We start from the raw sequence: 22,253 nt of genomic DNA, 5'->3' as shown, positions 1-22,253 counted from the left end.
CGGATCCCAGCAAACGCCCGACGAGGTCGGACGACATCGCACGGATGCTTGACATCCGGGCGGGACGCCAGGCGGCGATGCCGGCCCGCGCGCCGCGAGGGGCGGTGCGATCTCAAGTCTTCGTGCGATGTCCGCCGGCCGCCGTGCCGGAACCGTGGAGCATGCACCGGCAGAGGAGGTCGCCGGCGCACCCGGCACCCTCATCGGCCGTGGTTCATCCCTTAACGAAAGGTCTCGTCATGCGTCATCGACCGTCCGTCTGGCAGAGCTCCGCCGCCGCTCTCGGCCTGGCCGCCGTCACGCTGTCCACCGCTCCCGCCATGGCCGGCACCGCCGAGGGCACCCGGCCCACGGTGGTGCTGGTCCACGGCGCCTTCGCCGACGCAAGCAGCTGGGACAGGGTCACCGCCCAGCTGCAGCGGCGCGGCTACCCGGTCGTAGCGGCCCCCAACCCGCTGCGCACCCTGTCAGGGGACGCCGCCTACATCGCGAGCATCCTCAAGGGCATTCCCGGCAAGGTGATCCTGGTCGGCCACTCCTACGGCGGCGTCGTGATCACCAACGCCGCCCGCGACGCCGACAATGTGAAGGCCCTGGTGTACGTGGCGGCGTTCCTGCCGGACAAGGGCGAGAGCACGGAGACCGTGCTGGACCCTGAGAAGTTTCCCGGCAGCCTGCTCGGCCCGGCCACGCTCGACCAGCGCCCGTACACCGACGCGGCGGGCGAGGGCGTCGACCTGTACATCAAGCCGGCCAGCTTCCCCGCGGTGTTCGCCGCCGACCTGCCCGCCGACACGGCCCGGCGGATGGCCGTGGCCCAGCGTCCCTTCGGGGTCGGCGCCTACACCGGCGTCTCGGGCGCCCCGGCGTGGAAGAAGATCCCCAGCTGGGTCATCGTCAGCGGCGAGGACAAGGCCATCGCGCCCGCAGGTCAGCGGTGGATGGCCGCGCGGGCCAAGGCTCGCACCATCGAGGTGAAGTCCTCGCACGCCATGTCGCTGAGCCACCCGTCCGTCATCACCGACGTCATCGTCGACGCCGACCGCCGTACCCGTTAACAGCCGGAGAGGGCCGGCCTGCCCGTCGTCGCGGGCGGGGCGGCCCTCCGGCGTCGAGCACACAGGTGGCGACCATGGACATCGAACCGAGGCTGACACTCCGCTGGGCCGACCACGGGGCCTGCGCGAACAGCGATCCCGACCTGTTCTTCCCGCTCACCTGGGACGGCAGGCCCGCCCCGCACACCGCCCTGGCCCGGCGGATCTGCATGAGCTGCCCGGTGCGCGTGCCCTGCCTGACCTGGGCCGTCGAGACCGGCGAACCGGAAGGCATGTGGGGCGGCACCACACCGGACGAGCGTCGCCGCATGCGCTCCAAGCGGCTCAAGAAGACCGGCTGAACTGTCGCCACCCCATCTCGTCAAGAGATCCGGATCACCGCGACGGGGCAGGTGGCGTGACGGAGGACTGTCTGGCTGACCGAACCCTGCAGAAGTGCGCGGAGCCCATGACGCTGGTGCGAGCCGACCACGAGCAGGGACGCCCCGGAAGCCGGGCCCACCAGCGCCTTGCCTGGGCGGCCGGTCAGCCTCTCCTGGCCGACCGTGACCGATGGGAAGCGCTCACGCCACGTCCCCAGAGCGCGTTCGGGCACGGCCGGCCCGTCGCCGGCATGCGCCAGCGTCAGGGCATTCGTGGTCCGTGAGGCATGAGCGAAGGCGAACGCGAGCAGCGCCTCGCTCTCGTCATGGTCGTCGATGCCCGCCACGACGGGCCCCTTCGGCGTGACGTGCCCGTGCACGACCACGACCGGGCAGGCGGCCTCGGCCGTGAGCCTGGCGCCGACGGAGCTCAGCAGCAGGCTTCCGACCTCACCGAGGCCGCGACTGCCCACGACGAGCAGCCCCGCCTGGTGGGACCGGCTCAGCAGCGCGTTGACCGGCACGGCCTCAGGAAGACCGGTGGTCACCTCGATGCCGGGCGCGACCGCACGCGCACGCGTCACGGCCGTGTTCAGGATGCGTTCGGCGTCGTGCCGGAGGCCGCCCTCAGGCGGGCCTCCCGGCGCAGGGCCGAGAGGCACTCCGAGCAGCGGCCAGATGAAGGCATGGAGGATCTCCAGCGGCCGACGCCGGCGTTCTGCCTCGGCGGCGGCCCACTCCACGGCCCGCAGGCCGTCCTCGGAGTCGTCCACACCTACGACTACAGCGCTCATCGCTGTTCCTTTCTCGTTGGCCGCCGGTTGTTCGACGAGCTTTCCTGTGGCCGAGACCTCCGCATGAGCGCGGCGATCCCGGTCGTCCACGCCCGGTGTCCTCGGTCACTCGGGGCCGGCATGGCGTGCCGCCGTCCTGGCCGCGATGGCCGTCGGCCAGATCGCGACGGCGACCAGCAGCACACAGCTCGCCGAGATCACCGCGACCACGCCGGCCACGCCGATCCAGGGCGTCGCGAGCGGCAGCGCCAGGACGACGACGCAATCCACAAGCGCCGCCCTGGGCGGGATGACGGGCCTCGCGAGGACCAGCGCGTGCGTCACCTGCAACAGGAGGAGATATGCGCAGACCGGGATGGCGACCGCGTAGCCGAGCGCCATGGGCGATGCCGCGACCTCCTGTCCGCTCTGTTCCACCGCCACTTCGAGCCCGGCGCCGAGGGCGGCAAGGGCGGCGAAGACGCCGTAGTGGCCGTATCCCCACAGGTACGACCGATGACGGCGATCGCTGAGGCCCCCACCCGCCTGCACCAGGAAGTACAGCCACCACAGCGCGAACAGCAGAACGAGGCCGGAACCCGCGATGACGACGAGGGCGCCGCTGATCCCGCGGGCTCCGAGCGCCCCTTCCACTCCCCTGCTCGCCGCCAGCACGCTCTCACCGAGCAAGATGATCGTGAACAGTCCGTAGCGCTCGGCGATGTGGTGCGGGTGCCACGTGGTGGGCCGCACCCGTTCCGCCCACCGCGGCACGGCGAGCTCCAGGACCACCAAGCAGACGAAGATCGGCAGCCCTGACGAAGCGGGCAGCCCACCCTTCTCCACCAGGAAGAACCGGAGGATCCACGCCAGTTGCAGGACGGCGATGCCACCGGCGTAGCGCAGCGCGGTGCGCCGGCTCGCCCGATCCTCGACTGCGGCCCGCAGCCATTGGGCGACGAGCCCCACCCTCATGATGAGGTAGCCCAGCGTGACGATGCCGAAATCAGCCTCGCCGGCCGCGGCGGGCACGCCGGCGGCCAGCACCAGCACCCCGGCCATCTGGAGCATGGTCAGCAGCCGGTAGGCGACGTCGTCGGTGTCGTAGGACGAGGCGAACCAGGTGAAGTTCATCCACGCCCACCAGATCGCGAAGAACACCTGCAGGAACGGGAGCAGCCCGGCCAGGCCGTGACCGTCCGCGAGGTCGTGCGCGAGCCGCGCGGTGACGGCGGCGACCGCGATCACGAACGTGAGGTCGAACAGGAGCTCCAGCTGGCTCGCAGCGCGGTGCGGCTCGTCGACAGGGCGAGCGCTCATCCTGACCCTGATGCGGATGGTGGTGTTGGCCGGTGGCAAGGTCGCGCTCCTGTCGCTCCGTGAGTCTGTCCCGCTAGCAAGACCGGGCAGCGCTCCGTTCTGTGACAAGAGAAACGAGCAAGGGCTCAGGCAGTGGCCTCGTGCGGGAGGATGTCCTCAACGGCCGGACCGCTCATCGTTCCTCCGAAGGCGTCGGCATGGACGGACGTTCCGGCCGGCGGCGCCGCCAGTGCCGTTCGAGGGCGGCGGCGACCTGGGCGGGCCGCTGCAACACCGTCCAGTGGTTGCAGTCGAGCTTGAGCACGCGTTCCGCCCTGACAGCCCGGCCCAGTTCGTCGGCGAACCCGACGGGGCAGGCAGGGTCGCGGGCTCCCCAGAACACCAGGCCGGGCGCGGACATCCTGCCCAGTTCCGGTTCCCACTCACCGCCCATCCGCACGGCGGAGCGGTAGAGCTTGAGAATGCTGTCCTGCATCAGCGTGTCCACGTACCGCGCCGTCTCCTCGGCCAGGTCGGCGGGGACCTCGAAGCCGGTGACGAGATCGGCCGCGAAGCCGTCGGGCGTCAGCCCTGCCATGAAGCGCTCCCCCTCGACCGGGTCCTGCCAGATATTGGCCAGCGGATGCCACGTGTATCGAGCGCTGATCGGGCCATTCCCGCCGGCCCAGGTACGTACCAGGTCGGGACGGAGAGAGGCGACCCGGGCGGTGAGGATGCAGCCCCAGTCGTGACCGACCAGATCGACCGGCTCGCCGAGCTCCTCCAGTCGGCTGATCAGCCAGTCGGCGTACTCCTCCTTCGTGCTGCCGAAGCCCTCGGGCCGTGGAGCGCCGAACCCCGGCAGGTCCCAGGCTTCCACGTCCGTACGCGTCAGGTACCGGCGGACACCCGACCAGAGACGATGGGTGTCGGGGACGCCGTGGATGAGGACTACCGGCATGATGCGTCACCCCTGGTCTGGATGGCGGCGACCGAACGGCCGGGACCCGCCGCGCCACTCTCCACGTCGGGCAGCGGGTGGGCCGCGCCGTGGACCAGAACGATGACGGGCCGTTTTCTCGTGATCATGAGCATGCCCTTTCAGGTGTCAGGGTGGTGGTCCGCACCTCAGCGGCTCCGCGCCTGTGACGTGCTGGAGGCCGAGGCCACGGCGGACGAGGCCGGGCTTCACAGCTTGGACCGGACAGCCGGCCGAATCTGTGACAGTGCCGAGCGGCGGCCTTGTACACGGAACACATGAGCGCGCGGCGAGCCGGTCCCGGCAGGTGGTTCCGGCGATTCCTCTGATTCCCCGCCTCGCCCGCCTGTCACAGATCAAGGTGGCCGCCCGGTCCAAGCGGAGGAACCGATCCGGTTCGCGGCGAAAGGGATAGATCATGAACATCACGGATGGCGCACCGCTGCGGGACGTGGCCCGTCCAGCCCTGCCGATGGACAGTGCGCCGCCCGGGCGGGAGCCGGGTGAGCGTCGTTTCGGGCTCGTCACGGCGTCTGCGCTGGTGGTCGGTTCGGTCATCGGAACCGGAGTGTTCGCCCTTCCGTCCGCCCTGGCGGTGTTCGGCCCGATATCGCTGGTGGCGTTCGTGCTCGTCACGATCGGCGCGGTCGCGCTGGCGCTGGCGTTCCGCGGCCTCGCGGCGCGGCTGCCGGCCGCAGGCGGCCCCTACGTCTACGCCCGCGACGCATTCGGCGAATTCGCCGGGTTCCTCATCGCCTGGAGCTACTGGATCACCGCTTGGGCCGGGAACGCGGCGATCGTCGTGGCGTGGGTGGGCTATGTCGAGGTGTTCTGGAACACTGGGCACGAGATCGGCTGGTCGATCGCGATCGCGCTGGCCGGGCTGCTCCTGCCGGCGCTGGTCAACCTCTCGGGACTGCGCAGCTTCGCCGCGTTCCAGGTCGTCGCGACCGTCGTGAAGTTCATTCCGCTGGTGTTCATGGCCACCATCGGCCTGCTGTTCATCAACACGGCGAACTTCGGCGAGTTCAACGCCAGTGGCGGCTCCTGGCTCGGCGCGATCAGCGCTGCGGGAGCCATCGCCCTGTTCAGCTACCTGGGCATCGAGACCGCGTCTGTCGCCGCGGCCCGGGTCAGAGACCCCAGGCGGAACGTCGGCCGGGCAACCGTGCTGGGCACCCTGGCCTGTGCCGCGGTGTACATCCTCGGCACCGTCACCGTCTTCGGCACCGTGCCGCACGACCGCCTCATCCGCTCCGCCGCCCCCTTCACCGACTCGGCGAACGCCATCTTCGGCGGACAGTGGGCGGGGGCGACGGTCGCCGTCGCGGCCATCGTGTCCGGCTTCGGGGCACTGGTCGGCTGGACACTGATCGTGGCCGAGATGCCACGGGCGGCGGCGCGGGACGGCTTGTTCCCGGCCCGCTTCGCCCGGCAGAACCGGTCCGGGGTGCCCGCGTTCGGAATCATCGTCTCCACCCTGCTGGCCGCAGGACTTACCGTCATCAGCTACACCAGCTTCGAGCAGGTGTTCATCGCTGTCGTGCTCTTGTCGGTGCTCACCTCCGTCGTCCCGTACCTGCTGTCCGCCGCGGCGCAGCTGTACTGGCTGATCGTCGACGGCAGGCGATCGCGGACCGGGCATCTTGTACGTGACGTCACCGTCTCAATGCTCGCCCTGGCGTTCGGGTTCTGGGCTCTCGCCGGGAGCGGCTACCAGGCCGTCTACTACGGAACGTTCTGCCTGCTGCTCGGCGTGCCGGTGTACGTCTGGGTCAAGGCCCGCCGCGGCGTCTACGGCGAGGCCCCGGCGGTGACGCGATGACAGCGACCGGCCAGGACACCGCCCTGCGGATCGGCGTCCACTCCGAGATCGGTCGCCTGCGCGAGGTCGTCGTGCACCGGCCCGGGCGAGAGCTGGATCGGCTGACCCCCGGCAACGCCGCTGAGATGCTGTTCGACGACGTGCTCTGGGCCGACCGCGCGCGCCACGAACACGACGAGTTCGTCGCGGCGTTGCGCGCCCGCGGCGTGCGGGTGCACCTGTTCGCCGAGTTGCTGGCGCAGGCGCTCGCGACCGACGCCGGCCGGCGCTTCGCCGTGAACCGCGTGTGCACTGATCAGCGGTTCGGACCGGCGCTGGCCCGTGAGCTGCGGGCGCTGTTCCTGGACACTGACCCGGTCGTGCTGGCCGGCCATTTGATCGGTGGGGTGCTGAAGTCGGAGATCGACCTGCCCCGCGTGGCCAGCGTGGCGTGGCACAGCCTCGACGATGACGGTTTCGTGCTCGCCCCGCTGCCCAACACGCTGTTCCAGCGCGACAACGCGGCCTGGATCGGCCGGGCCGCCGCGGTCAACCCGATGGCCAAAGCGGCCAGAAACCGCGAGTCCATCAACACTCGCACCGTCTACCGGCACCACCCGCTGTTCGCCGGCGCCGACTTCGTCACCGTCTACGGCGACGACGACCTGCCACACGCCCCGGCGACGCTGGAGGGCGGCGACATCCACGTCATCGCCGACGGCGTCGTCATGATCGGGATGGGCGAGCGCACCACGCCGATGGGCATGGAGATGCTCGCCAGGCGGCTGTTCTCCGATGGCCACGCCCGCCGCGTCCTGGCCGTCGAGCTGCCCAAGACCCGCTCGACGATGCACCTGGACACCGTGCTCACGATGGTCGACGTCGCCACCTTCGTCGCCTACCCCTACTTCGACCAGGCCGCGGCCCGGGTCTGGCTGCTCACCCCTGATGGGCGCGTCCGCCGCAGGACGGGGCTGGCAGCCGGACTGTGCGAGGCGATCGAGGACGACGGCGTCCGTGTGCTGACCGCGTCGGGAGACCGGCGTGAGGCCGAGCGTGAGCAGTGGAACGACGCCGACAACTTCCTGGCAGTCGCTCCCGGCGTGGTGCTCGGCTATGAACGCAACACCGCGACCAACGCCATGCTGCGCGACCACGGCCTGGAGGTCATTCCGCTGGCCGGCAGCGAACTCGGCCGTGGCCGCGGCGGCGCCCGCTGCATGACCTGCCCCATCCTGCGTGACCCCGTTTCCCTCACTGCGAAGGAGTCGCCGTGACCCGCCCGTCCTCGTCCGGCTCGTTGCTCACCGTGACCGGCCTCGGCCGCACGGGCTTCCTCGAACTGCTCGACCGCGCCGCGGCGCTGAAGGAGGCCAAGCGGGCCGGACACGAACGGCCCGAGCTGACCGGACGCAACATCGCCCTGGTCTTCGAGAAGGACTCCACCCGCACCCGATGCGCGTTCGAAGTCGCAGCCTACGACCAGGGCGCCCACGTCACCTACCTCGGGCCGTCGGGCTCGCACCTGGGCCGGGAGGAGAGCGTCGCCGACACCGCGCGGGTGCTGGGCGCGATGTTCGACGGGATCGAGTTCCGCGGGTTCGCCCAGGAGACCGTCGAGGAGCTGGCCAGGCACGCCGGCGTCCCGGTCTGGAACGGGCTCACCGACCAGTGGCACCCGACCCAGATGCTCGCCGACGTCCTGACCATGCGCGAACACCAGCCGGGCGACATCGAACGGATCAGCTACTGCTTCACCGGCGACGGGCGCGGCAACATGGCCCGGTCGCTGCTGATCACCGGGGCCATGCTCGGCATGGACGTGCGGATCGCCGCGCCCGCCGAGCTGAGCCCACCGGAGTCGCTGGTGCGACAGGCCGAACGCCTGGCGCAGGAGAGCGGCGCCCGGGTGACGGTCACCGACGATCTCGCGGTGGCGCTTGACGGCGCCGCCTTCGTCCATACCGACGTGTGGGTCAGCATGGGCGAGGCCGACGCCGAATGGGACCGGCGGGTCCCGTTACTCACCCCCTACCGGGTCACGGCGGAGGCGATGGCCGCCACCGGACGCCCCGACACGCGCTTCATGCATTGCCTGCCTGCCGTCCACGACACCAGCACCACGCTCGGCAAGCGGATCCACGAACGTCACGGACTCACCGGGGCCGAGGTCACCGACGAGGTGTTCGCCTCCCCCGCCTCCATAGTCTTCGAGCAGGCGGAGAACCGGTTGCACACCATCAAGGCCGTGCTCGTCGCGTCACTGGGAGCCTGACATGCTGCTGGTCGTCGCGCTGGGCGGGAACGCCCTGCTCGAACGAGGCGAACATCCCGACGAGGAGGTGCAGCGACGGCACGTGCGCGCCGCCGCCCGCGCGCTGGCGCCGCTCGCCGCCGAGCACACGCTGGTGCTCTGTCATGGCAATGGGCCGCAGATCGGGATGCTGGCCGCCGAGAGCGAGAACGACCCGGCGCTGGCCCACCCGTTCCCGCTCGACACGCTCGGCGCCCAGACCCAGGGCATGATCGGGTACTGGCTGGCGCGGGAGCTGGGCAACGCGGGCATGGTCCGGCCAGTCGTCACGATCGTCACGCAGACCGAGGTCGACGCGGACGATCCGGCGTTCCGCGCCCCCGCGAAGTTCGTCGGCCAGGGATACCCGGAGCCGGTGGCCCGGAGATTCGCGCGGGAGCACGGGTGGACCGTCGCCCGGGACGGCCCGGCCTGGCGCCGGGTGGTGGCGTCCCCGTCGCCGCGCCGGATCGTCGAACTCCCCACGATCCGGCGCCTCGTGGCCACAGGCACGACCGTCATCTGCGGAGGCGGAGGCGGCGTTCCGATTCTCGCCGTGGGCGGCGGGCGGTTCGAGGGTGCGCAGGCCGTCGTCGACAAGGACCACACGGCGGCACTGCTGGCGATCGAACTGAACGCCGACCGCCTCGTGATCCTTACCGACGTCGACGCCGTCCGCCGCGACTTCGGCACTCCACGGGAGCGGCCGCTGTCCACCATCGATGTCGGCGAGCTGCGCACGATGCCCTTCCCTGACGGGTCGATGGGGCCCAAGGTCGACGCGTGTATCCGGTTCGCCACGGCAACCGGGCGGGCGGCGGCGATCGGCGCGCTGCGGGAGGCGTCCGCGGTGCTCGCCGGCACGGCGGGAACCACCATCACGACATCGACCGGCTCGGCAAGCGCGCCAAGGCGAACACGATGAGCACAGCGGCGTACACCCGTGGGCGAGACCGTGGGCAACGGTGTCAGCCCTGAGACAGCGGCCGATCCGGCGCTCCAACTGTTGGCCGAATGATCAGCGGACGGGTGCGATTTCCTGAGGGCGGTGGGTCAACCGCTGAGCACCGCCCTCAGGTTCACAGCTCTGACCGGCGAACGATGCCGCCGGGTGTGGGCCGTAGGGTCTATGACGCTTCCTGCCGGGCTGGTTGCCCGGCCCCTGCGATCTTGTCGTGCAGGCCCTTGAGCGCGGCAACGTAGATTTCCGAGAAGGCGGGGAACGGTTGGATGGTGTCGCGCAGCACGTCCAGCGGGATCCGGGCGCGGATCGCAAGGGTCGCCTGCTGCAGCCACTCGCCCGCCTCGGGGCCGAAAGCGCAGGCGCCGGTGAGCACATGGCCGTCGCTGAACAGCGCGAGGAATCCGTTGGATTCCTCGTAGGCTCGGGTGTACGTGGCGGTCTTGGCCACCTCGGAGAGAGGAACGGTGGCGCTGAACCGCGCCTCGACGTCGCCGACCGATGCGGCCTGCGGGTCGGTGTAGACGACGCGGGGCACGGCCGTATAGTCCGCCTCACGACGCGTGCCGAGAATGTTGTCCGCAACGACCTCGCCCTGGTATTTGCCGACGTGGGTCAGCATCCATAGGCCGGTGGCGTCGCCGACCACCCAGAGCTTCTCGGCGGCGCGCAGGCGCCGATCGACGGGGATGCCATGGCCGTCGGCGCTTACCCCGACCGTCTCCAGGCCGAGGTCGTGCACGCGTGGGCGCCGCCCGGCGGCGACGAGCAGCTTGTCGCCGCGCAGCTCTTGACCGTCGTCGAGGGTGAGAACGTAGTCCTGGCCGTCGTGCCGGGCACCGGTGACCTGCGGGCCGAGCACGATCTCGACCCCGTCGCGGCGAAGGACCTCGCCGAGCGCCTCGCCAAGTGGCGCGGGCTCGCGCGGCAGGACATGCCGGCTCCGTGCGGTCAGGACCACCTCGCCGCCCAGACGCCGTACCGCCTGGGCCATCTCCACGCCGACGGCACCGCCGCCGAGTACGAGAAGCCGCCGCGGCACCGCCTTCATACCGGTCGCCTCGCGGCTGGTCCAGACGCCCGGCAGTTCCCGCAGGCCCGGGACGGGAGGAATGACGGGTGACGCGCCGGTGGCGATGACGATGTGGTCGGCGGTGTGGCGAACACCGTTCACCTCCACGACACCCGGCCCGGCGAGCCGGCCGGTGCCACGCAGCAGGTCGATGCCCTTGGCGGCCAGCCACCGCTGCTGGCCCGCGTCGGAGTAGTCGGACACCATGAAGTCCCGCCAGGCCAGGGCTCGCTCGGCGTCGACCTCGGCGGTGGCGGCCGCCTCCCGCGCTCCGTGGACCGCCTCGCCCGGACGCAACAGCGTCTTGGACGGGATGCAGGCCCAGTAGGAGCATTCCCCGCCGACCAGTTCCCGTTCCACGAGCGCGACGCGCAACCCACCGTCGGCCAGGGCGCCGACACAATGCTCTCCAGGCGATCCGCCACCGATCACGATGACGTCGTAATTGCTGCTCATCTGTCTGTCTCCTCGCTTGTTCCGATACGGGGTGTGCGACGCTGCCGGGTGTTCATGGGCGCGCCGGCATCGGCCTTTGAGGAGCCGGGGCCGGCGAAGGCCGTGCGCATCGCCCTGTTCGCGAGACGGACGCCCCGGACCCCATCGCCCCGGCGCCCTGGCCAGTGAGCCGGCCTTCATCGTCACCCCGCACCATGCTCGGTTGCGTTCCACAGCAACGACCGGATGGGGGCGACGAAATGTGACAGCACGTACCGATAGCGCGAATGCCCGGATCACCCAGGGCTGCTGGACTCAGCGAACACGCGTCGGACGGGCCATACCGGCACGGTGACGGCGACAGCCCATCTCCTCCAACCGGCCCAGGAGCACGCTGACAGCCGGGCAGGCCGACTTCGAGCGACACTCTGCTGATTCCTCCTCGCGGCGGCGTCACGAGCCCGGAGGCTGTCCGGTCTAGTAAGTGACGGGTTGGCAACAGGCCACCCCGGCAGGCTCAGGGGGCACGCACGGCTCCAGCGCGGAGTTCGTATCTGCGAGGCAGGCAGCAGGTGAAGGGCGTCACCCCCAGAAGGCACCGCCGCCTGCGAGCCACCCAGAACACGAGCACCCACAGAATTTGAGCGCATCAGTGAAAGGCGAAATCCCCATGACCCACGTTCCCGATGAAGGCATGGTGCTCGTCCCCGGCGGCACCCTCATCACCGCTACCCCCGAAGAGGGACGGGCCCTGGCCATCACGCTCGCCCGTCACACCGTGCACAACCTCCAGCCCGACCTGGAGATCCTCCGGGCCGGGCGGGCGCGGTACGGCGAAGACCCCATGGGCCTGATCGCCGCCGCCCAGGTGGTGGCGCTGGAGTTCGCCACCGTCGCCGCTGCCAACGGCTATTGGCGCTGACCCTCCCGGAGGAGAGTCCCATGACGGCTGCTCTGCACGTCGTTTCTGAAAGGCATCCACGCAACGCTGAGGCAGGGCGGGCGTACGACGTGACTTCCGGGTCTTGGTGCCCCCCGCCCGTACGGACCGCCACACCGCCGAATGCGGCGGCGTGCGGGGATGGTCCCCGGCACGGCACAGAGGCGGGGGCGCGACGGAGCTACCTCCCGCAGCACCCCGACGCGGGTGCAGTCAGACGCGGTCGGTGGGGGCAGTCGGTGTTCGGCTGGTGATGGTCTCCTCGATCCGCTCCATCGCGGTGATGGCGCCGAAGGCGAGCAGGCGCACCAGGTCGGTGTCGGTGGCGGAGGTCGTGGTGCGCCATGCGGTGACATCCGCTTCGGTGATGTCGTGTGGGCTGACAGCGGCCAGGAGCGCGAGCTTGGCGGCGGGCCGGTCGGCTTCGGGAAGCTGGGTCAACCGTTGTGTCAGCCGTGTGCCAGGTGAAAAGGGGGTGGGTTCGGCGACCGTGGCTCGGAGAAGGTTCCGGCTTGGCTCGCTCAGGAGCGTGGCGCCGGCGGCTGCCGCGCTGCGCAGGGCGGCGAACGCGGCTCCGATCGGTGTGTCGCCCGCCCAGGCCGGCCGGGGCTCCATCGGGATGCCGGCCAGGAGCGGCAGGCTGTCGCCTCGGGTGAGTTCCTGGTGGACGGTGCGGGTGTAGGCCATGGCCCCGACGCGGCGTACCGGCCGTGCTCGTTGCAGGTTGCCGGGCAGCAGTTGCTCGTCGGTGAGCGTGGAGAACATGCGGTTGATGAAGTGGGTCGACAGGGCCGTGCCGATGTACTCGGCGGCGAGGTCGGCAGGGAAGGGCGGTGCCGGCAGGTGTGCCGGGTCGAGGGTTCGGGTGGCTTTCGCCCAGGTCGTCAGGGCGGCGTGGTGAGGGTCGGCCGGGACTCGGCCGTCGAGCAGGTCCTCGGCGAGCTGGTGTTCGCCGAGGGCGTGGATGAGGATGGTGTGCGCGTCGATGCAGAACCGGCACCGGTTGGCCTGTGACACGGCCACGGCCACGACTTCCTTGTCGGTGCGGGGGGCGAGTCCTGCCAGTTCCGACTCGCGCAGCACGGCCCAGGCCGCGGCGTGCAGTTCAGGCGCCGGGGACAGCATCATGAACGCGGCCTGCCCGAAGTCGGCCGCCGACTGGGCGTACACCTCGGCTACTCGGCCGGTGGCGGATTTCCTGGGGACGGGCGCGATGTGGCGGATGGACATGCTGATCTCCTCCGTGGTTGGGCTATTTCAGGGACGCGGGCAGGCTTGGGGCGCGTTGCCGATGGCGCGGGCGATCCGCCGCGCTTCGACGGGAAACCGGCGCAGGCTGCCCTCTATCGCCGGTCGGTAGCCGATGAACCACAGTCCCGGCCGGTGCTTGCCCGCATCACGGTGGGGACGTCCGTGGTGGTCGAGGACGTCGAGGTGTCCGACCAGATCGGCGAGACCGGGGTCGTAGCCGGTGGCGGCCAGCACCGTGTCGGGTCGCAGCCGGCTGCCGTCTCGCAGCACGACCTCGGGACCGTCGAGACGGTCGATGTCGGCGACGAGGTGCAGCCGGCCGGCGGTGAGATGCCCGACGAAGCCCTGGTCGATCGCGATGGTGACGCCGGTGGTGCGCATGCGCTCGTACGGGCCCTGCCTCGGGGTGGGCAGCCCGTGGGCGCGCAGGTCGCCGAACGCGTGGTACGCCGCGGCGCGGGCGAGGCGGTCGCGGATCGGCTCCGGCAGGAGGCGCAGCGCGAGGGTGAGCGGATGCAGGGGGAGGCCGTACAGGTGCCGGGGCAGGATGGTCGGTGAGGTGCGCACCGACATCCACAGGCGCCGGACGCCCGCGTCGACGAGGTGGCCGGCGATCTCGACGCCGGAGTTTCCGGCGCCGACGAGCAGGACTCGGGCGCCGGCGAGGTCGGCGGCGCGGCGCAAGGCGGCGACGTGCTGGATCGGCCGCTGGAAGCCCGCGCGTCCGGGCCAGTCGGGCAGCTTGGGGACGCGGTCGTGGCCGGTGGCGACGACGACGTGGCGGCTGCGGTAGTGGCCGTCGTTCGTCGTGATCTGCCAGCCGCCGGCCACGGGGTCGATCCGGCGGGCTTGAACACCGCAACGTACGTGGAGTCGCGCGTGCCGGGTGAAGCGTTCGAGGTAGTCGATGTAGTCGTCCCGGGCGACCCACCGGCCGGCACGTCCGGGGATGGGCAGGCCGGGCAGGTCGGAGAGCCAGCGGATGGTGTTCAGGCGCAGGTCCTGGTGGCGGTGCCGCCAGGAGGTGCCCACCGCCTCGCCCTGTTCGAGGATGACCGGGTTGATCCGGCGCCGGCGCAGGGCCGCCGCGGCCGCCAACCCGGCCGGACCTGCTCCGATGATGATGACGGTGGGCGTCACGACGCCCGCCAGCAGCGTGGTGCGCCGGGCGACAGCGCGGTGATGCCATGTCGGCCGCCAGCGGCTCCGGTGCCGATGGTCGGCAGCGCGGTGTTCTCCGGGAAGACCGCCGACTCCACCGCGGCCGTGTGACCCGTCAAGGTGCGGTTGCCCATGTGTCATACGTCTTTCGCTGGAGCGATACTCCAGCGACAATTGCACTAGAGTGGCGCTCCAGTCAAGTTTGGGAGATCACCGGTGACACCACCCAAGCCCGGAGTGCGCGCGGCCAAGACGGCCCAGACCCGTGCCCGCATGCTCGCCGCCGCCCGCGAGCTGTTCGTCGAACGCGGCTACACCGCCACGAGCATGCAGGCCATCGCGACCCAAGGCGGGGTGGCCGTGCAGACGCTGTACTTCACCTTCGAAACCAAACGAGCGATCCTCAAGGAGCTGCTCGACGTCGAGGTGGCCGGCGACGACGCCCCGGTCGCCACGCTCGACCGCCCGTGGGCCGCCCAAGCGCTCGCCGCGCCGCCGCCGGAGCTGCTGCACCGGCTCGTCGAGGCCACCGCCGACATCCATGCCCGGGTGGCGCCGCTGCTGGAGGTCGCCCGCTCGGCCGCCGCCACCGACCCGGAGATCGCCGAACTGTGGCGCACCAACATCACGCAGCGGCACACCGTGCTGGCCGTGTTCACCGGTGCCCTGGCCGCCAAGAACGCGCTGCGCGCCGACCTCAACGCACTTCGCGCCGCGGACATGGCCCTCGCCGTCCTGGCGCCGGAGACCTACCACCTGCTCACCGGCCACCGGGGCTGGAGCAGCCGTGCCTGGGCCGACTGGGCGGCCCAGACTCTGATCAGCACCCTTCTGGCACCATCTGAATGACTAGCGTGATGCTCTAGCGAAATGCGGGAGACACCGTCAAGTCCTGGGTTGCGGGCTGAGGCCCGCTACCGCGAGCCGGAACAGGTGCTCGGCGCGGGCGGCGGGGTCGGGGTGGTGCTCAGTCGCCAGGACGATGCCGACGATCAGCGCGATCAGGTCGGCGACGGTGGCCCCTTCCGCGACCACGCCGTCTCGTACGGCGCGGCGCAGCAGCGGATCGCCTGCCTGTTCCATCATCGCCGCGCAGGTGCTCTCATCCATCGAGCCGGGCTCGGCTTCCTCGTAGGACAGGGCGGCGGTGAGCCCGCGTGCGGCGACGCAGTAGGTGAGGACGTCGCCGAGCCAGCCGAGGAGGGCCACGCGGCTGTCGTCCTCGCTCGCCAGCTCGTTCGCGCGGGCGCACAAGGACTCGATCCGCCGGTGGGAGACCGCCTCCAGCAGTGACCGGCGGGTGGGGAAGTGGCGGCGCACCGTGGCCGAGCCGACCCCTGCCACGCGGGCGATCTGCTCCAGGGAGGCGCCGGCGCCCTGCGTGGCGACCTCCTCCTCGGCGACGGCGAGGATGCGCGCGTAGTTGCGCCTGGCGTCCGCGCGCTGGCGGTCGGGCATGGCGTCATCTCCGGTGTTGCTAACTGGCGGGGCCCGCCGTATCGTACCGCAGAGAAAACGGCGGACCCCGCCGTTTATCGTCCTGAGGGAGCATCATGCCCGCATCATCCGCGCCCGTCCTGGTCGTCGGCGCCACCGGCAGGCAGGGCGGGGCCACCGCCCGCGCCCTGCTCGCGGCCGGCGTCCCGGTCCGCGCCCTGGTCCGCGACCCGGCCACCGACCGGGCCCGGGCCGTCGAAGCGCTCGGCGCCGAACTCGTCACCGGCGATCTCCACGACCGCGCATCGGTGACCCGGGCCGCCAAGGACGCCCGCGCCGTCTTCTCCGTGCAGATGGCCCCGCTGACCTCCCGAGGCTTCGACTTCGACGACGAGGTGGCCCAGGCCGTCAACCTGATCGAAGGCGCGAAGGCCGCAGGAGTGCCGCAGTTCGTGCAGACGTCCACCAGTGGCGCCGGACGCCACACCGAGACCCCCGGGCAGGAGGCGGCGGCGGCCTCTCTGGACGCCAAGGCCGCGATCGAGCAACACGTCCGCACGGCGGGCTTCCCCCACTGGACGATCCTCAAGCCGGCCTTCTTCATGGACAACTTCCTGCCGTCCATGGCGTTCCTGTTCCCGCGAGGCGTCCAGGGCGGCCTGGTGAGCGTGATCAAGCCGCGGACCCGCCTGTCCCTCGTGGCGACCGACGACATCGGCACGGCGGCCGCCGCGGCCATCGCAGCGCCGGAGCGCTTCGACGGGGTCGAGCTGGAGCTGGCGAGCGACTATCTGCCGATGACGGAGATCGCCGCGGTCCTCTCCCGCGCGCTGGGCACGCCCCTGTCGGCGCCGGAGATGACCGAGGAGCAGGCGCTCGCCGCCGGCATGCCGCCGATGGGCGGCTCGCACGAGTGGCTGAACACGGCCGGCCAGCCTGCCCGCCCGCAGTACGCCAGGGACCTGGGCCTTCCGCTGACCAGCTTCGAGGAATGGGCCCGGCAGCACCTGAGCCCTGCGGCATGACGTACTGAAAGACAGCCGGGAGCCCGTCGCGACTGCGGGACGTCCGGTGATCACAGTTGCTGGTGGCGGCGTCCCCGCCCGTTGGCCGGGCTCGCCTGGTGGATCAGGAGCTGGTCGAGCTTGGCGTTGACGGCGGCCAGCTCGCGCTTGACGGTTTCGAGCTCGGCCTGGGCCTGGGTCTCGGCCGGAGAGGGTTCGGCGTCGTTCATGGCGTTGACCACCACCGCGATGAACAGGTTCAGCGCGACGAACGTGGACATCAGGATGTAGGCGATGAAGAACATCCACGCCCAGGGCTTGTGCTCCATCACCTCCTGGGCCACGCTCCCCCAGTCGTCCCCGGTCATGATCTGGAACAGCGTGAACAACGACCGGGGCAGCTCGTCGAACCGCTCGGGCACGATGTCGCCGAACAGCGTCGTCGCGACCACGGCCGCGATGTAGATCATCAGCACCAGGAGGCCGATGATGGACGCCATCCCCGGGACCGCGGTCAGCAGGGCGTTCACCACGCGGCGCATGCTGGGCACCGCGGAGATCAGCCGGAGCGCGCGCAGGATCCGCAGGGCGCGCAGCACCGACAGGGGGCCGGTGGCGGGCACCAGGGCGACGACCACGATGATCGCGTCGAACCAGTTCCAGGGGTCGGACCAGAACTCGCGACGGTAGGCGTACAGCCGGGCCGCGATCTCCACGGTGAAGATCGCCAGAGCGAGCCGGTCGACGGCGTGCAGCAGGTCACCGGCCCGGTCCATGAGGTGCGAGCTGGTCTCCATGCCGATGGTGACCGAGTTGATCACGATCACCGCGATGATCGCGCGTTGCACGAGAGGGTTTTCCAAGACGATGCGTACGCGTTCTTGCCCGGGCACCTCGGCGACCGCTCCTCAGGAACGAAGTTTTCGATCATCGTAGAGGCGGGCCTCGCCGGGGTTCAGCAGCGAACGCCTGAGATGATGATCACACCCGGCGGCGGGTGTTTCTGCTGGTTGTCTGGGAAAGAGGCGTTTTACGGGCGGGCCTGCCCACGCCGGTTTCGGCCGGGTTCGACCAGATCGAAGGCGATGGTGATATCGGTGTCGGCCGACCCGGACACGTCCGGCGTCACCTCGCCCGGGCGGACGCGATGAGTGTGGCGCTGGGCCTGCTGGCCATCTTCGTGCTCACCCTGGCCACCGGCTACTTCGTCGCCCAGGAGTTCGCCTACGTCAGCGCCGACCGGCTGATCCTGTCCCAGCAGGCGGCCGCGGGCGACAAGAAGGCGGCCAAGGCCGTCAAGGTGATGGAACGGCTGTCGTTCATGCTGTCGGGAGCGCAGCTCGGCATCACCGTCACCGCGCTCGTGGTCGGGTTCATCGCCCGCCCGGCCCTGGCGGAGCTGATCGCGCCCGCGCTGACCGCGCTCGGCATGCCCGCCGGGGTGGTGGGGGCGGTGGCCCTGGCCGTCGGGTTCGCGCTGGCCACGATCATCCAGATGGTGCTCGGCGAGCTCGCCCCCAAGAACCTGGCCCTGGCCCGGCCGGAGCCGCTCGCCCGCGCGCTGGCCGCCTCCACGCTGGTCTACCTGGCGGTCGCGGGGCCGGTCATCAAGCTGTTCGACACCGCCGCCAACCGGCTGCTGCGCGCCGTCGGGATCGAGCCCGTCGAGGAGTTGCACCACGGCGCCACGCTGGAGGAGCTCGGCCACATCATCGGCGAGTCCGAGGCGCACGGCCACCTGCCCGGCAGTCAGGCCGACGTGCTGGAACGGGCGCTGGCCTTCTCCGACCACACCGCCGAGGAGGTGATGGTGCCGCGCGCCGACGTGGTCGCCGTGGCCGCCTCGGCGAGCGTCGCGGAGCTGGACGAGCTCATCGCCGTCCACGGCCACACCCACTACCCGGTGCTCGGCGCCACGCTCGACGACGTGACCGGGCTGGTCAGCCTGCGCGACGTGGCCGCGGTGCCCACCAGGGCCGCCGTCGCCACCCGGGTCGGCGAGCTCGCCCGGGACGTCCTGGTCGTGCCGTTCTCGCTGCCGCTGCCCGACCTGGCCGCCCAGCTCCACGCCCGGGGCGAGGAGGTGGCCTGCGTGGTCGACGAGCACGGCGGCCTGGCCGGCCTCGTCACCTGGGAGGACGTCGCCGAAGAGCTCGTCGGCGAGATCGCCGACGAGGACGACGCCGACACCCCCTCAGCGGTACGGCACGGCGACGGCTGGGAGCTGGACGCCGGGCTGCGCATCGACGAGATCGCCCTGGCCACCGACCTGAACCTGCCCGACGAGGACGACTACGACACCCTCGCGGGGCTGATCCTGCACCGCCTGGGCCGCTTCGCCGCACCCGGCGACGTCATCACCGCCGCCCTGCCCGCCACCCTCGACCCCGCCGCGCCCACCCACGCCCGCATCGAGGTCCTGACGCTGGACCGGCACGTCCCCGAACGCGTCCGGCTCACCCCGTACCGGCACCTCGACGAAGAGGAGGAGCGGCCGTGAACCTGCCCCTGGGCCTGGCTCTCACCCTGTTCCTGCTCGTCGGCAACGGCTTCTTCGTCGCCGCCGAGTTCGCCCTCGTCGCGGCCAAGCGCCACCGGCTGGAGAAGGCCGCCGCGCAAGGCAGCAAGGCCGCCTCGGCCGCCCTGTCGGGCATCAAGGAACTGTCGCTCATGCTGGCCGGCGCCCAGCTCGGCATCACGCTGTGCTCGCTCGGCCTCGGCGTCGTCTCCGAACCGCTCATCGCCGGCACGCTCACCCCGCTGTTCCACACGCTCGGCCTGCCCGAGGCAGCCGCGCACGCGGTCGCCTTCGTCATCGCGCTGGCCGTCGTGACCTTCCTGCACATGGTGCTCGGCGAGATGGCGCCCAAGTCGTGGGCGATCGCGCACCCCGAACGCTCCGCCACCATCCTGGCGCTGCCCTTCCGCGCCTTCACCCTGGCGGTACGGCCGGTGATCAGCCTGCTCAACGCCATCAGCAACGCCCTGCTGCGCCTGTTCAAGGTGCACCCGCGCGAGGAGGGCGCCAACCCGCGCACGCCTGAACAGTTGCGGCACCTGGTGGAGGAGTCACGCAGGCTCGGCCTCATCGAGGCCGACGACCACGCCGTGCTCAGCCAGGCCCTGCACGCCCCCGACGCCGCCATCGCCGCGCTCGTCACCCCGCTCGACCGGGTCGTCACCGTCCCCGCCACCGCCTCGGCCCAGGACGTGATCGACGCCTGCCTGAACGCCAGACGCTCCCGCCTCGTCGTCGGCGACCCGGCGGCGCCGCTCGGCGTCGTCCACATCCGCGACGCCTATCTGGCCGCCCGCCGCGCCCGCACCGTCACCGCCGCGCACCTCGCCTACCGCCTGCCCGCCCTGCCCTCGGACGCCTCGGTGTCGGAGGCGGTCGCGGCACTGCGAGCCGCCCACAGCCAGCTCGCGCTCATCCGCTCCGACGGCGACGGCGACCGTGTCGTGGGCATCGTGAGCCTGGACGACCTGCTCACCACCCTGCTCGTCCCGGACCGGGCACACCCGCGAGATAGCGGCTGAACCACGCACCCGTGAGCCAGGGGCGGAGCCCGGCGCCCGCAGATCAGGGAAATCCGATGATGACGAGCGTGCCGGGCCATCGTTCTCAGGACCAGAAATACAGCGTCCAGCCGTACCATCCCGGCGAGCATTTGTACTGGTTACCGAACAGGCGGCGGCCGTCGGCGTGGCACTGCTTGCGCGCAATCTCCGACAGGTCGTTGTAGATGTGGTAGAGCTCCCAGCCCATCGGTACGGCATCGGCACGCGCGGGCGCGGTCACGCCGGCCTGGATTCCGCAGGCCAACGCCGCGCCCACCAGCGAGGCGGCCATTTTTCTCGATGAAATACGCATTATTTCCTCCTTCGATGAAGACGCTTCGGATCTCAGATTTCCTGCGGTCAGATGCGGCAGGAGCCGGGCACGAGCACCATCTTGCCGACTTCACCCCACGCATACGGCGCGGGCGTCATCTGACGGTGCAGGACGCCATTCAAGAACATGGTCGCGTCGCGATATCCCGGCCGGCGTTCGCCCTTGCGCACCAGGAACCAGTTGTCGCCGTTGGGATTCTTGAAATAGTGGGCGGCGGTGATCGTGTAGGAGCACACCGTGTACTGCGCGGTGGTGGCGTTGGCCGGGGCGGACGCACCGAGTGCGACCGCTGCGGCAGCGACCGCGGTGGCGGCAGTGAGCCGGAGCAGGTTTCGCATGCCCATCCTCTTTCCTTTCGGAGGCTGTTGTCTGGGAAAGCACAGCACCTGCCGCCCTCCGCACGCCTTCAGCAGAGCCTCACCTGGCCTACGCCTCGCATTCGAAAAGCGACGGCTGTTTGAAGGCGTTATGAAGAGAGTGCGGCCTAGCGTCGGGATCACACCGATTCAAAGGAGTGTGAATGGCGCTACGCCTCAATCTTGCGTTCATCGCCGCGCTGGCGGTCGCCGGCTCGATGGGTGTCGCGGGACCCGCGGCGGCCACGGCGACCCCCGGAGCGGACGAGTTCGGGCCGCTGACGGCCACAGGGTGCACCGCCCGAAACGGCCCCGGCGACTTCAACGACACCTGTGTCTACGTCTACGGCCAGGGCACGCACGTCGAGCGTGTCCGGGGCGCGATGGTGTCCTGGAATTTCCCGCCGGTCCCGCTCACGCTCTGCGGCGTGAAGGTCCATGTGTGGGGCACCTACGCGAACGGGGCCAGGTTCGACCGCACCGGTCAGGCGCAATGCAGCTATGGCGGCAGCGCATACGTCAACTGGTATCCCAACGCCCATTTCAAGGACCGGACCAGCGTCTGCGTCCGGACCCAGTTCAAGGATCAGTGGTCGAACCCGGCCTGTATCCAGATCAGAAAGTGATGGGCCGCCACGTGCGACGGCCCGGAGCGAACGACGACGAACGAGGAAAGGTCGAAAGCAGTTGAGGATGAGAGATTTAGCCGTTGCCGCGGCGATCGCCGGCGCGATGGTGATCGCGGCGCCCGCCGGCGCCACGGCGACGACGGCCACCGCGCCCTCCGGACCGGATGAGCTCGGCCCGCTCAGCGCGAGCGGCTGCACTGCCCGCAACGGGCCGGGCCATGTCAACGAGACCTGCATTCAGGTGACGGGAACGGGCACGTTGGTCCAGAAGATCCGCGGATCGATGCGGTCCATCAAGTTCCCGTGGAGACCTATCACGCTCTGCGGCGTCAAGGTGCACGTGTGGGGTGCCTACAAGAGCGGAGCCGCCTTCAACGAGACCCGGACCGCGCAATGCTCCAAGATCGGTGATGCGTACGTCGACTGGGCGCCCTTCACCATGTTCAGGGTCAACTCCACACTCTGCGCCCGCACCTTTTTCGACAACGAGTGGTCGAACCCGGCCTGCATCACGATCAAAAGTGCATGACCGCGACGCCATGAC

General features: G+C 70.6%; 24 protein-coding genes. 13 read left to right on the top strand and 11 right to left on the bottom strand.

The features are described from left to right. The first annotated feature begins 239 nt into the window (after positions 1-239). Complete coding sequence (locus KME80_RS01445) at positions 240-1,058, top strand: alpha/beta fold hydrolase (protein ID WP_219499266.1); 819 nt, start codon at positions 240-242, stop codon at positions 1,056-1,058. 74 nt (positions 1,059-1,132) lie between these two features. After that, a complete protein-coding gene (locus KME80_RS01440; protein WP_219499263.1) occupies positions 1,133-1,399 on the top strand; it encodes a WhiB family transcriptional regulator in 267 nt (88 codons plus the stop codon). Between the two features lie 20 nt (positions 1,400-1,419). Here KME80_RS01440 and KME80_RS01435 read toward each other — a convergent pair whose 3' ends face one another. The 3 genes from KME80_RS01435 to KME80_RS01425 all read right to left on the bottom strand — a co-directional run bounded on the left by KME80_RS01435 (position 1,420) and on the right by KME80_RS01425 (position 4,453). Continuing rightward, positions 1,420-2,214 (bottom strand): universal stress protein, encoded by a 795-nt coding sequence (locus KME80_RS01435; RefSeq protein ID WP_219499260.1) that lies wholly within the window; start codon positions 2,212-2,214, stop codon positions 1,420-1,422. A 105-nt stretch (positions 2,215-2,319) separates the two neighbouring features. Further along, positions 2,320-3,513 (bottom strand): low temperature requirement protein A, encoded by a 1,194-nt coding sequence (locus KME80_RS01430; protein ID WP_246643626.1) that lies wholly within the window; start codon positions 3,511-3,513, stop codon positions 2,320-2,322. Between the two features lie 172 nt (positions 3,514-3,685). After that, entirely contained in the window at positions 3,686-4,453 is a 768-nt protein-coding gene (locus KME80_RS01425; RefSeq protein WP_219499255.1) for an alpha/beta fold hydrolase, read from the bottom strand. A 436-nt stretch (positions 4,454-4,889) separates the two neighbouring features. On the opposite strand from KME80_RS01425, the gene KME80_RS01420 reads away from it, so the two are divergent. Genes KME80_RS01420 through KME80_RS01405 form a run of 4 tightly spaced genes read left to right on the top strand, consistent with a single transcriptional unit; the run spans position 4,890 to position 9,493 of the window. Next, complete coding sequence (locus tag KME80_RS01420) at positions 4,890-6,296, top strand: amino acid permease (protein WP_219499252.1); 1,407 nt, start codon at positions 4,890-4,892, stop codon at positions 6,294-6,296. Beyond that, the gene (locus KME80_RS01415; RefSeq protein WP_246643624.1) at positions 6,293-7,552 is read left to right on the top strand and encodes an arginine deiminase; all 1,260 of its coding nucleotides are present in this window, start codon (positions 6,293-6,295) and stop codon (positions 7,550-7,552) included. The genes KME80_RS01420 and KME80_RS01415 overlap by 4 nt, the downstream gene beginning before the upstream one ends. Before the next feature lie 23 nt (positions 7,553-7,575). After that, positions 7,576-8,550, top strand: a complete 975-nt coding sequence (gene argF / locus KME80_RS01410) for an ornithine carbamoyltransferase (protein ID WP_281426704.1) — start codon at positions 7,576-7,578, stop codon at positions 8,548-8,550. Between the two features lies 1 nt (position 8,551). Further along, entirely contained in the window at positions 8,552-9,493 is a 942-nt protein-coding gene (locus tag KME80_RS01405; RefSeq protein ID WP_219499245.1) for a carbamate kinase, read from the top strand. A 202-nt stretch (positions 9,494-9,695) separates the two neighbouring features. Here the strand turns inward: KME80_RS01405 and KME80_RS01400 are convergent, their stop codons facing one another. Then, positions 9,696-11,057, bottom strand: coding sequence for a dihydrolipoyl dehydrogenase family protein (locus tag KME80_RS01400; RefSeq protein WP_219499242.1), 1,362 nt, complete (start codon positions 11,055-11,057; stop codon positions 9,696-9,698). Between the two features lie 649 nt (positions 11,058-11,706). Between KME80_RS01400 and KME80_RS01395 the strand changes: the two genes are divergently transcribed. Next, positions 11,707-11,958: a hexameric tyrosine-coordinated heme protein gene (locus tag KME80_RS01395; protein ID WP_219499238.1), complete on the top strand. Its 252-nt coding sequence runs from the start codon at positions 11,707-11,709 to the stop codon at positions 11,956-11,958. 231 nt (positions 11,959-12,189) lie between these two features. Here the strand turns inward: KME80_RS01395 and KME80_RS01390 are convergent, their stop codons facing one another. Genes KME80_RS01390 through KME80_RS01380 form a run of 3 tightly spaced genes read right to left on the bottom strand, consistent with a single transcriptional unit; the run spans position 12,190 to position 14,522 of the window. Then, positions 12,190-13,206 (bottom strand): carboxymuconolactone decarboxylase family protein, encoded by a 1,017-nt coding sequence (locus KME80_RS01390; protein ID WP_219499235.1) that lies wholly within the window; start codon positions 13,204-13,206, stop codon positions 12,190-12,192. Between the two features lie 27 nt (positions 13,207-13,233). Further along, positions 13,234-14,367: a flavin-containing monooxygenase gene (locus tag KME80_RS01385; RefSeq protein WP_219499230.1), complete on the bottom strand. Its 1,134-nt coding sequence runs from the start codon at positions 14,365-14,367 to the stop codon at positions 13,234-13,236. After that, positions 14,364-14,522 (bottom strand): hypothetical protein, encoded by a 159-nt coding sequence (locus KME80_RS01380; RefSeq protein ID WP_219499227.1) that lies wholly within the window; start codon positions 14,520-14,522, stop codon positions 14,364-14,366. The genes KME80_RS01385 and KME80_RS01380 overlap by 4 nt, the downstream gene beginning before the upstream one ends. Positions 14,523-14,604: 82 nt before the next feature. Between KME80_RS01380 and KME80_RS01375 the strand changes: the two genes are divergently transcribed. Further along, positions 14,605-15,237: a TetR/AcrR family transcriptional regulator gene (locus KME80_RS01375; RefSeq protein WP_308125570.1), complete on the top strand. Its 633-nt coding sequence runs from the start codon at positions 14,605-14,607 to the stop codon at positions 15,235-15,237. Between the two features lie 36 nt (positions 15,238-15,273). Here KME80_RS01375 and KME80_RS01370 read toward each other — a convergent pair whose 3' ends face one another. After that, a complete protein-coding gene (locus KME80_RS01370; protein WP_219499225.1) occupies positions 15,274-15,846 on the bottom strand; it encodes a TetR/AcrR family transcriptional regulator in 573 nt (190 codons plus the stop codon). 95 nt (positions 15,847-15,941) lie between these two features. Here KME80_RS01370 and KME80_RS01365 point away from each other — a divergent pair, with 95 nt between their 5' ends. Continuing rightward, positions 15,942-16,850 carry an NmrA family NAD(P)-binding protein gene (locus KME80_RS01365; protein WP_219499222.1) on the top strand — a complete coding sequence of 303 codons (909 nt, stop codon included), beginning with the start codon at positions 15,942-15,944 and terminating at the stop codon, positions 16,848-16,850. 50 nt (positions 16,851-16,900) lie between these two features. Here the strand turns inward: KME80_RS01365 and KME80_RS01360 are convergent, their stop codons facing one another. Then, on the bottom strand, positions 16,901-17,677 hold the full coding sequence (locus tag KME80_RS01360) for an ion transporter (protein ID WP_308125569.1): 777 nt from the start codon (positions 17,675-17,677) through the stop codon (positions 16,901-16,903). A gap of 299 nt (positions 17,678-17,976) precedes the next feature. On the opposite strand from KME80_RS01360, the gene KME80_RS01355 reads away from it, so the two are divergent. Together KME80_RS01355 and KME80_RS01350 are read left to right on the top strand one after the other, a co-directional pair. Continuing rightward, positions 17,977-19,329 carry a hemolysin family protein gene (locus KME80_RS01355; RefSeq protein ID WP_219499215.1) on the top strand — a complete coding sequence of 451 codons (1,353 nt, stop codon included), beginning with the start codon at positions 17,977-17,979 and terminating at the stop codon, positions 19,327-19,329. Further along, a complete protein-coding gene (locus tag KME80_RS01350) occupies positions 19,326-20,369 on the top strand; it encodes a hemolysin family protein (protein ID WP_219499212.1) in 1,044 nt (347 codons plus the stop codon). Before KME80_RS01355 ends, KME80_RS01350 begins: the two co-directional genes overlap by 4 nt. A gap of 85 nt (positions 20,370-20,454) precedes the next feature. Here the strand turns inward: KME80_RS01350 and KME80_RS01345 are convergent, their stop codons facing one another. Together KME80_RS01345 and KME80_RS01340 are read right to left on the bottom strand one after the other, a co-directional pair. Continuing rightward, a complete protein-coding gene (locus KME80_RS01345; protein ID WP_219499209.1) occupies positions 20,455-20,703 on the bottom strand; it encodes a hypothetical protein in 249 nt (82 codons plus the stop codon). 47 nt (positions 20,704-20,750) lie between these two features. Next, a complete protein-coding gene (locus tag KME80_RS01340; protein ID WP_219499206.1) occupies positions 20,751-21,062 on the bottom strand; it encodes a hypothetical protein in 312 nt (103 codons plus the stop codon). Between the two features lie 182 nt (positions 21,063-21,244). Here KME80_RS01340 and KME80_RS01335 point away from each other — a divergent pair, with 182 nt between their 5' ends. Both KME80_RS01335 and KME80_RS01330 read left to right on the top strand, forming a co-directional pair. After that, positions 21,245-21,706, top strand: coding sequence for a hypothetical protein (locus tag KME80_RS01335; protein WP_219499204.1), 462 nt, complete (start codon positions 21,245-21,247; stop codon positions 21,704-21,706). Positions 21,707-21,773: 67 nt separating this feature from the next. Then, positions 21,774-22,238 carry a hypothetical protein gene (locus tag KME80_RS01330; protein ID WP_219499201.1) on the top strand — a complete coding sequence of 155 codons (465 nt, stop codon included), beginning with the start codon at positions 21,774-21,776 and terminating at the stop codon, positions 22,236-22,238. Positions 22,239-22,253 lie beyond the last annotated feature (15 nt).

This window comes from Nonomuraea ceibae, assembly GCF_019396325.1.
Lineage (GTDB): Bacteria > Actinomycetota > Actinomycetes > Streptosporangiales > Streptosporangiaceae > Nonomuraea > Nonomuraea ceibae.
This window is presented reverse-complemented; position numbering and strand designations above follow the sequence as displayed.

Coding starts and splice junctions, on each gene's coding strand:
- KME80_RS01445 (WP_219499266.1), top strand. CDS start 240: ATGCGTCATCGACCGTCCGTCTGGCAGAGCTCCGCCGCCGCTCTCGGC.
- KME80_RS01440 (WP_219499263.1), top strand. CDS start 1,133: ATGGACATCGAACCGAGGCTGACACTCCGCTGGGCCGACCACGGGGCC.
- KME80_RS01435 (WP_219499260.1), bottom strand. CDS start 2,214: ATGAGCGCTGTAGTCGTAGGTGTGGACGACTCCGAGGACGGCCTGCGG.
- KME80_RS01430 (WP_246643626.1), bottom strand. CDS start 3,513: ATGAGCGCTCGCCCTGTCGACGAGCCGCACCGCGCTGCGAGCCAGCTG.
- KME80_RS01425 (WP_219499255.1), bottom strand. CDS start 4,453: ATGCCGGTAGTCCTCATCCACGGCGTCCCCGACACCCATCGTCTCTGG.
- KME80_RS01420 (WP_219499252.1), top strand. CDS start 4,890: ATGAACATCACGGATGGCGCACCGCTGCGGGACGTGGCCCGTCCAGCC.
- KME80_RS01415 (WP_246643624.1), top strand. CDS start 6,293: ATGACAGCGACCGGCCAGGACACCGCCCTGCGGATCGGCGTCCACTCC.
- KME80_RS01405 (WP_219499245.1), top strand. CDS start 8,552: ATGCTGCTGGTCGTCGCGCTGGGCGGGAACGCCCTGCTCGAACGAGGC.
- KME80_RS01400 (WP_219499242.1), bottom strand. CDS start 11,057: ATGAGCAGCAATTACGACGTCATCGTGATCGGTGGCGGATCGCCTGGA.
- KME80_RS01395 (WP_219499238.1), top strand. CDS start 11,707: ATGACCCACGTTCCCGATGAAGGCATGGTGCTCGTCCCCGGCGGCACC.
- KME80_RS01390 (WP_219499235.1), bottom strand. CDS start 13,206: ATGTCCATCCGCCACATCGCGCCCGTCCCCAGGAAATCCGCCACCGGC.
- KME80_RS01380 (WP_219499227.1), bottom strand. CDS start 14,522: ATGGGCAACCGCACCTTGACGGGTCACACGGCCGCGGTGGAGTCGGCG.
- KME80_RS01370 (WP_219499225.1), bottom strand. CDS start 15,846: ATGCCCGACCGCCAGCGCGCGGACGCCAGGCGCAACTACGCGCGCATC.
- KME80_RS01365 (WP_219499222.1), top strand. CDS start 15,942: ATGCCCGCATCATCCGCGCCCGTCCTGGTCGTCGGCGCCACCGGCAGG.
- KME80_RS01355 (WP_219499215.1), top strand. CDS start 17,977: ATGAGTGTGGCGCTGGGCCTGCTGGCCATCTTCGTGCTCACCCTGGCC.
- KME80_RS01345 (WP_219499209.1), bottom strand. CDS start 20,703: ATGCGTATTTCATCGAGAAAAATGGCCGCCTCGCTGGTGGGCGCGGCG.
- KME80_RS01340 (WP_219499206.1), bottom strand. CDS start 21,062: ATGCGAAACCTGCTCCGGCTCACTGCCGCCACCGCGGTCGCTGCCGCA.
- KME80_RS01335 (WP_219499204.1), top strand. CDS start 21,245: ATGGCGCTACGCCTCAATCTTGCGTTCATCGCCGCGCTGGCGGTCGCC.
- KME80_RS01330 (WP_219499201.1), top strand. CDS start 21,774: ATGAGAGATTTAGCCGTTGCCGCGGCGATCGCCGGCGCGATGGTGATC.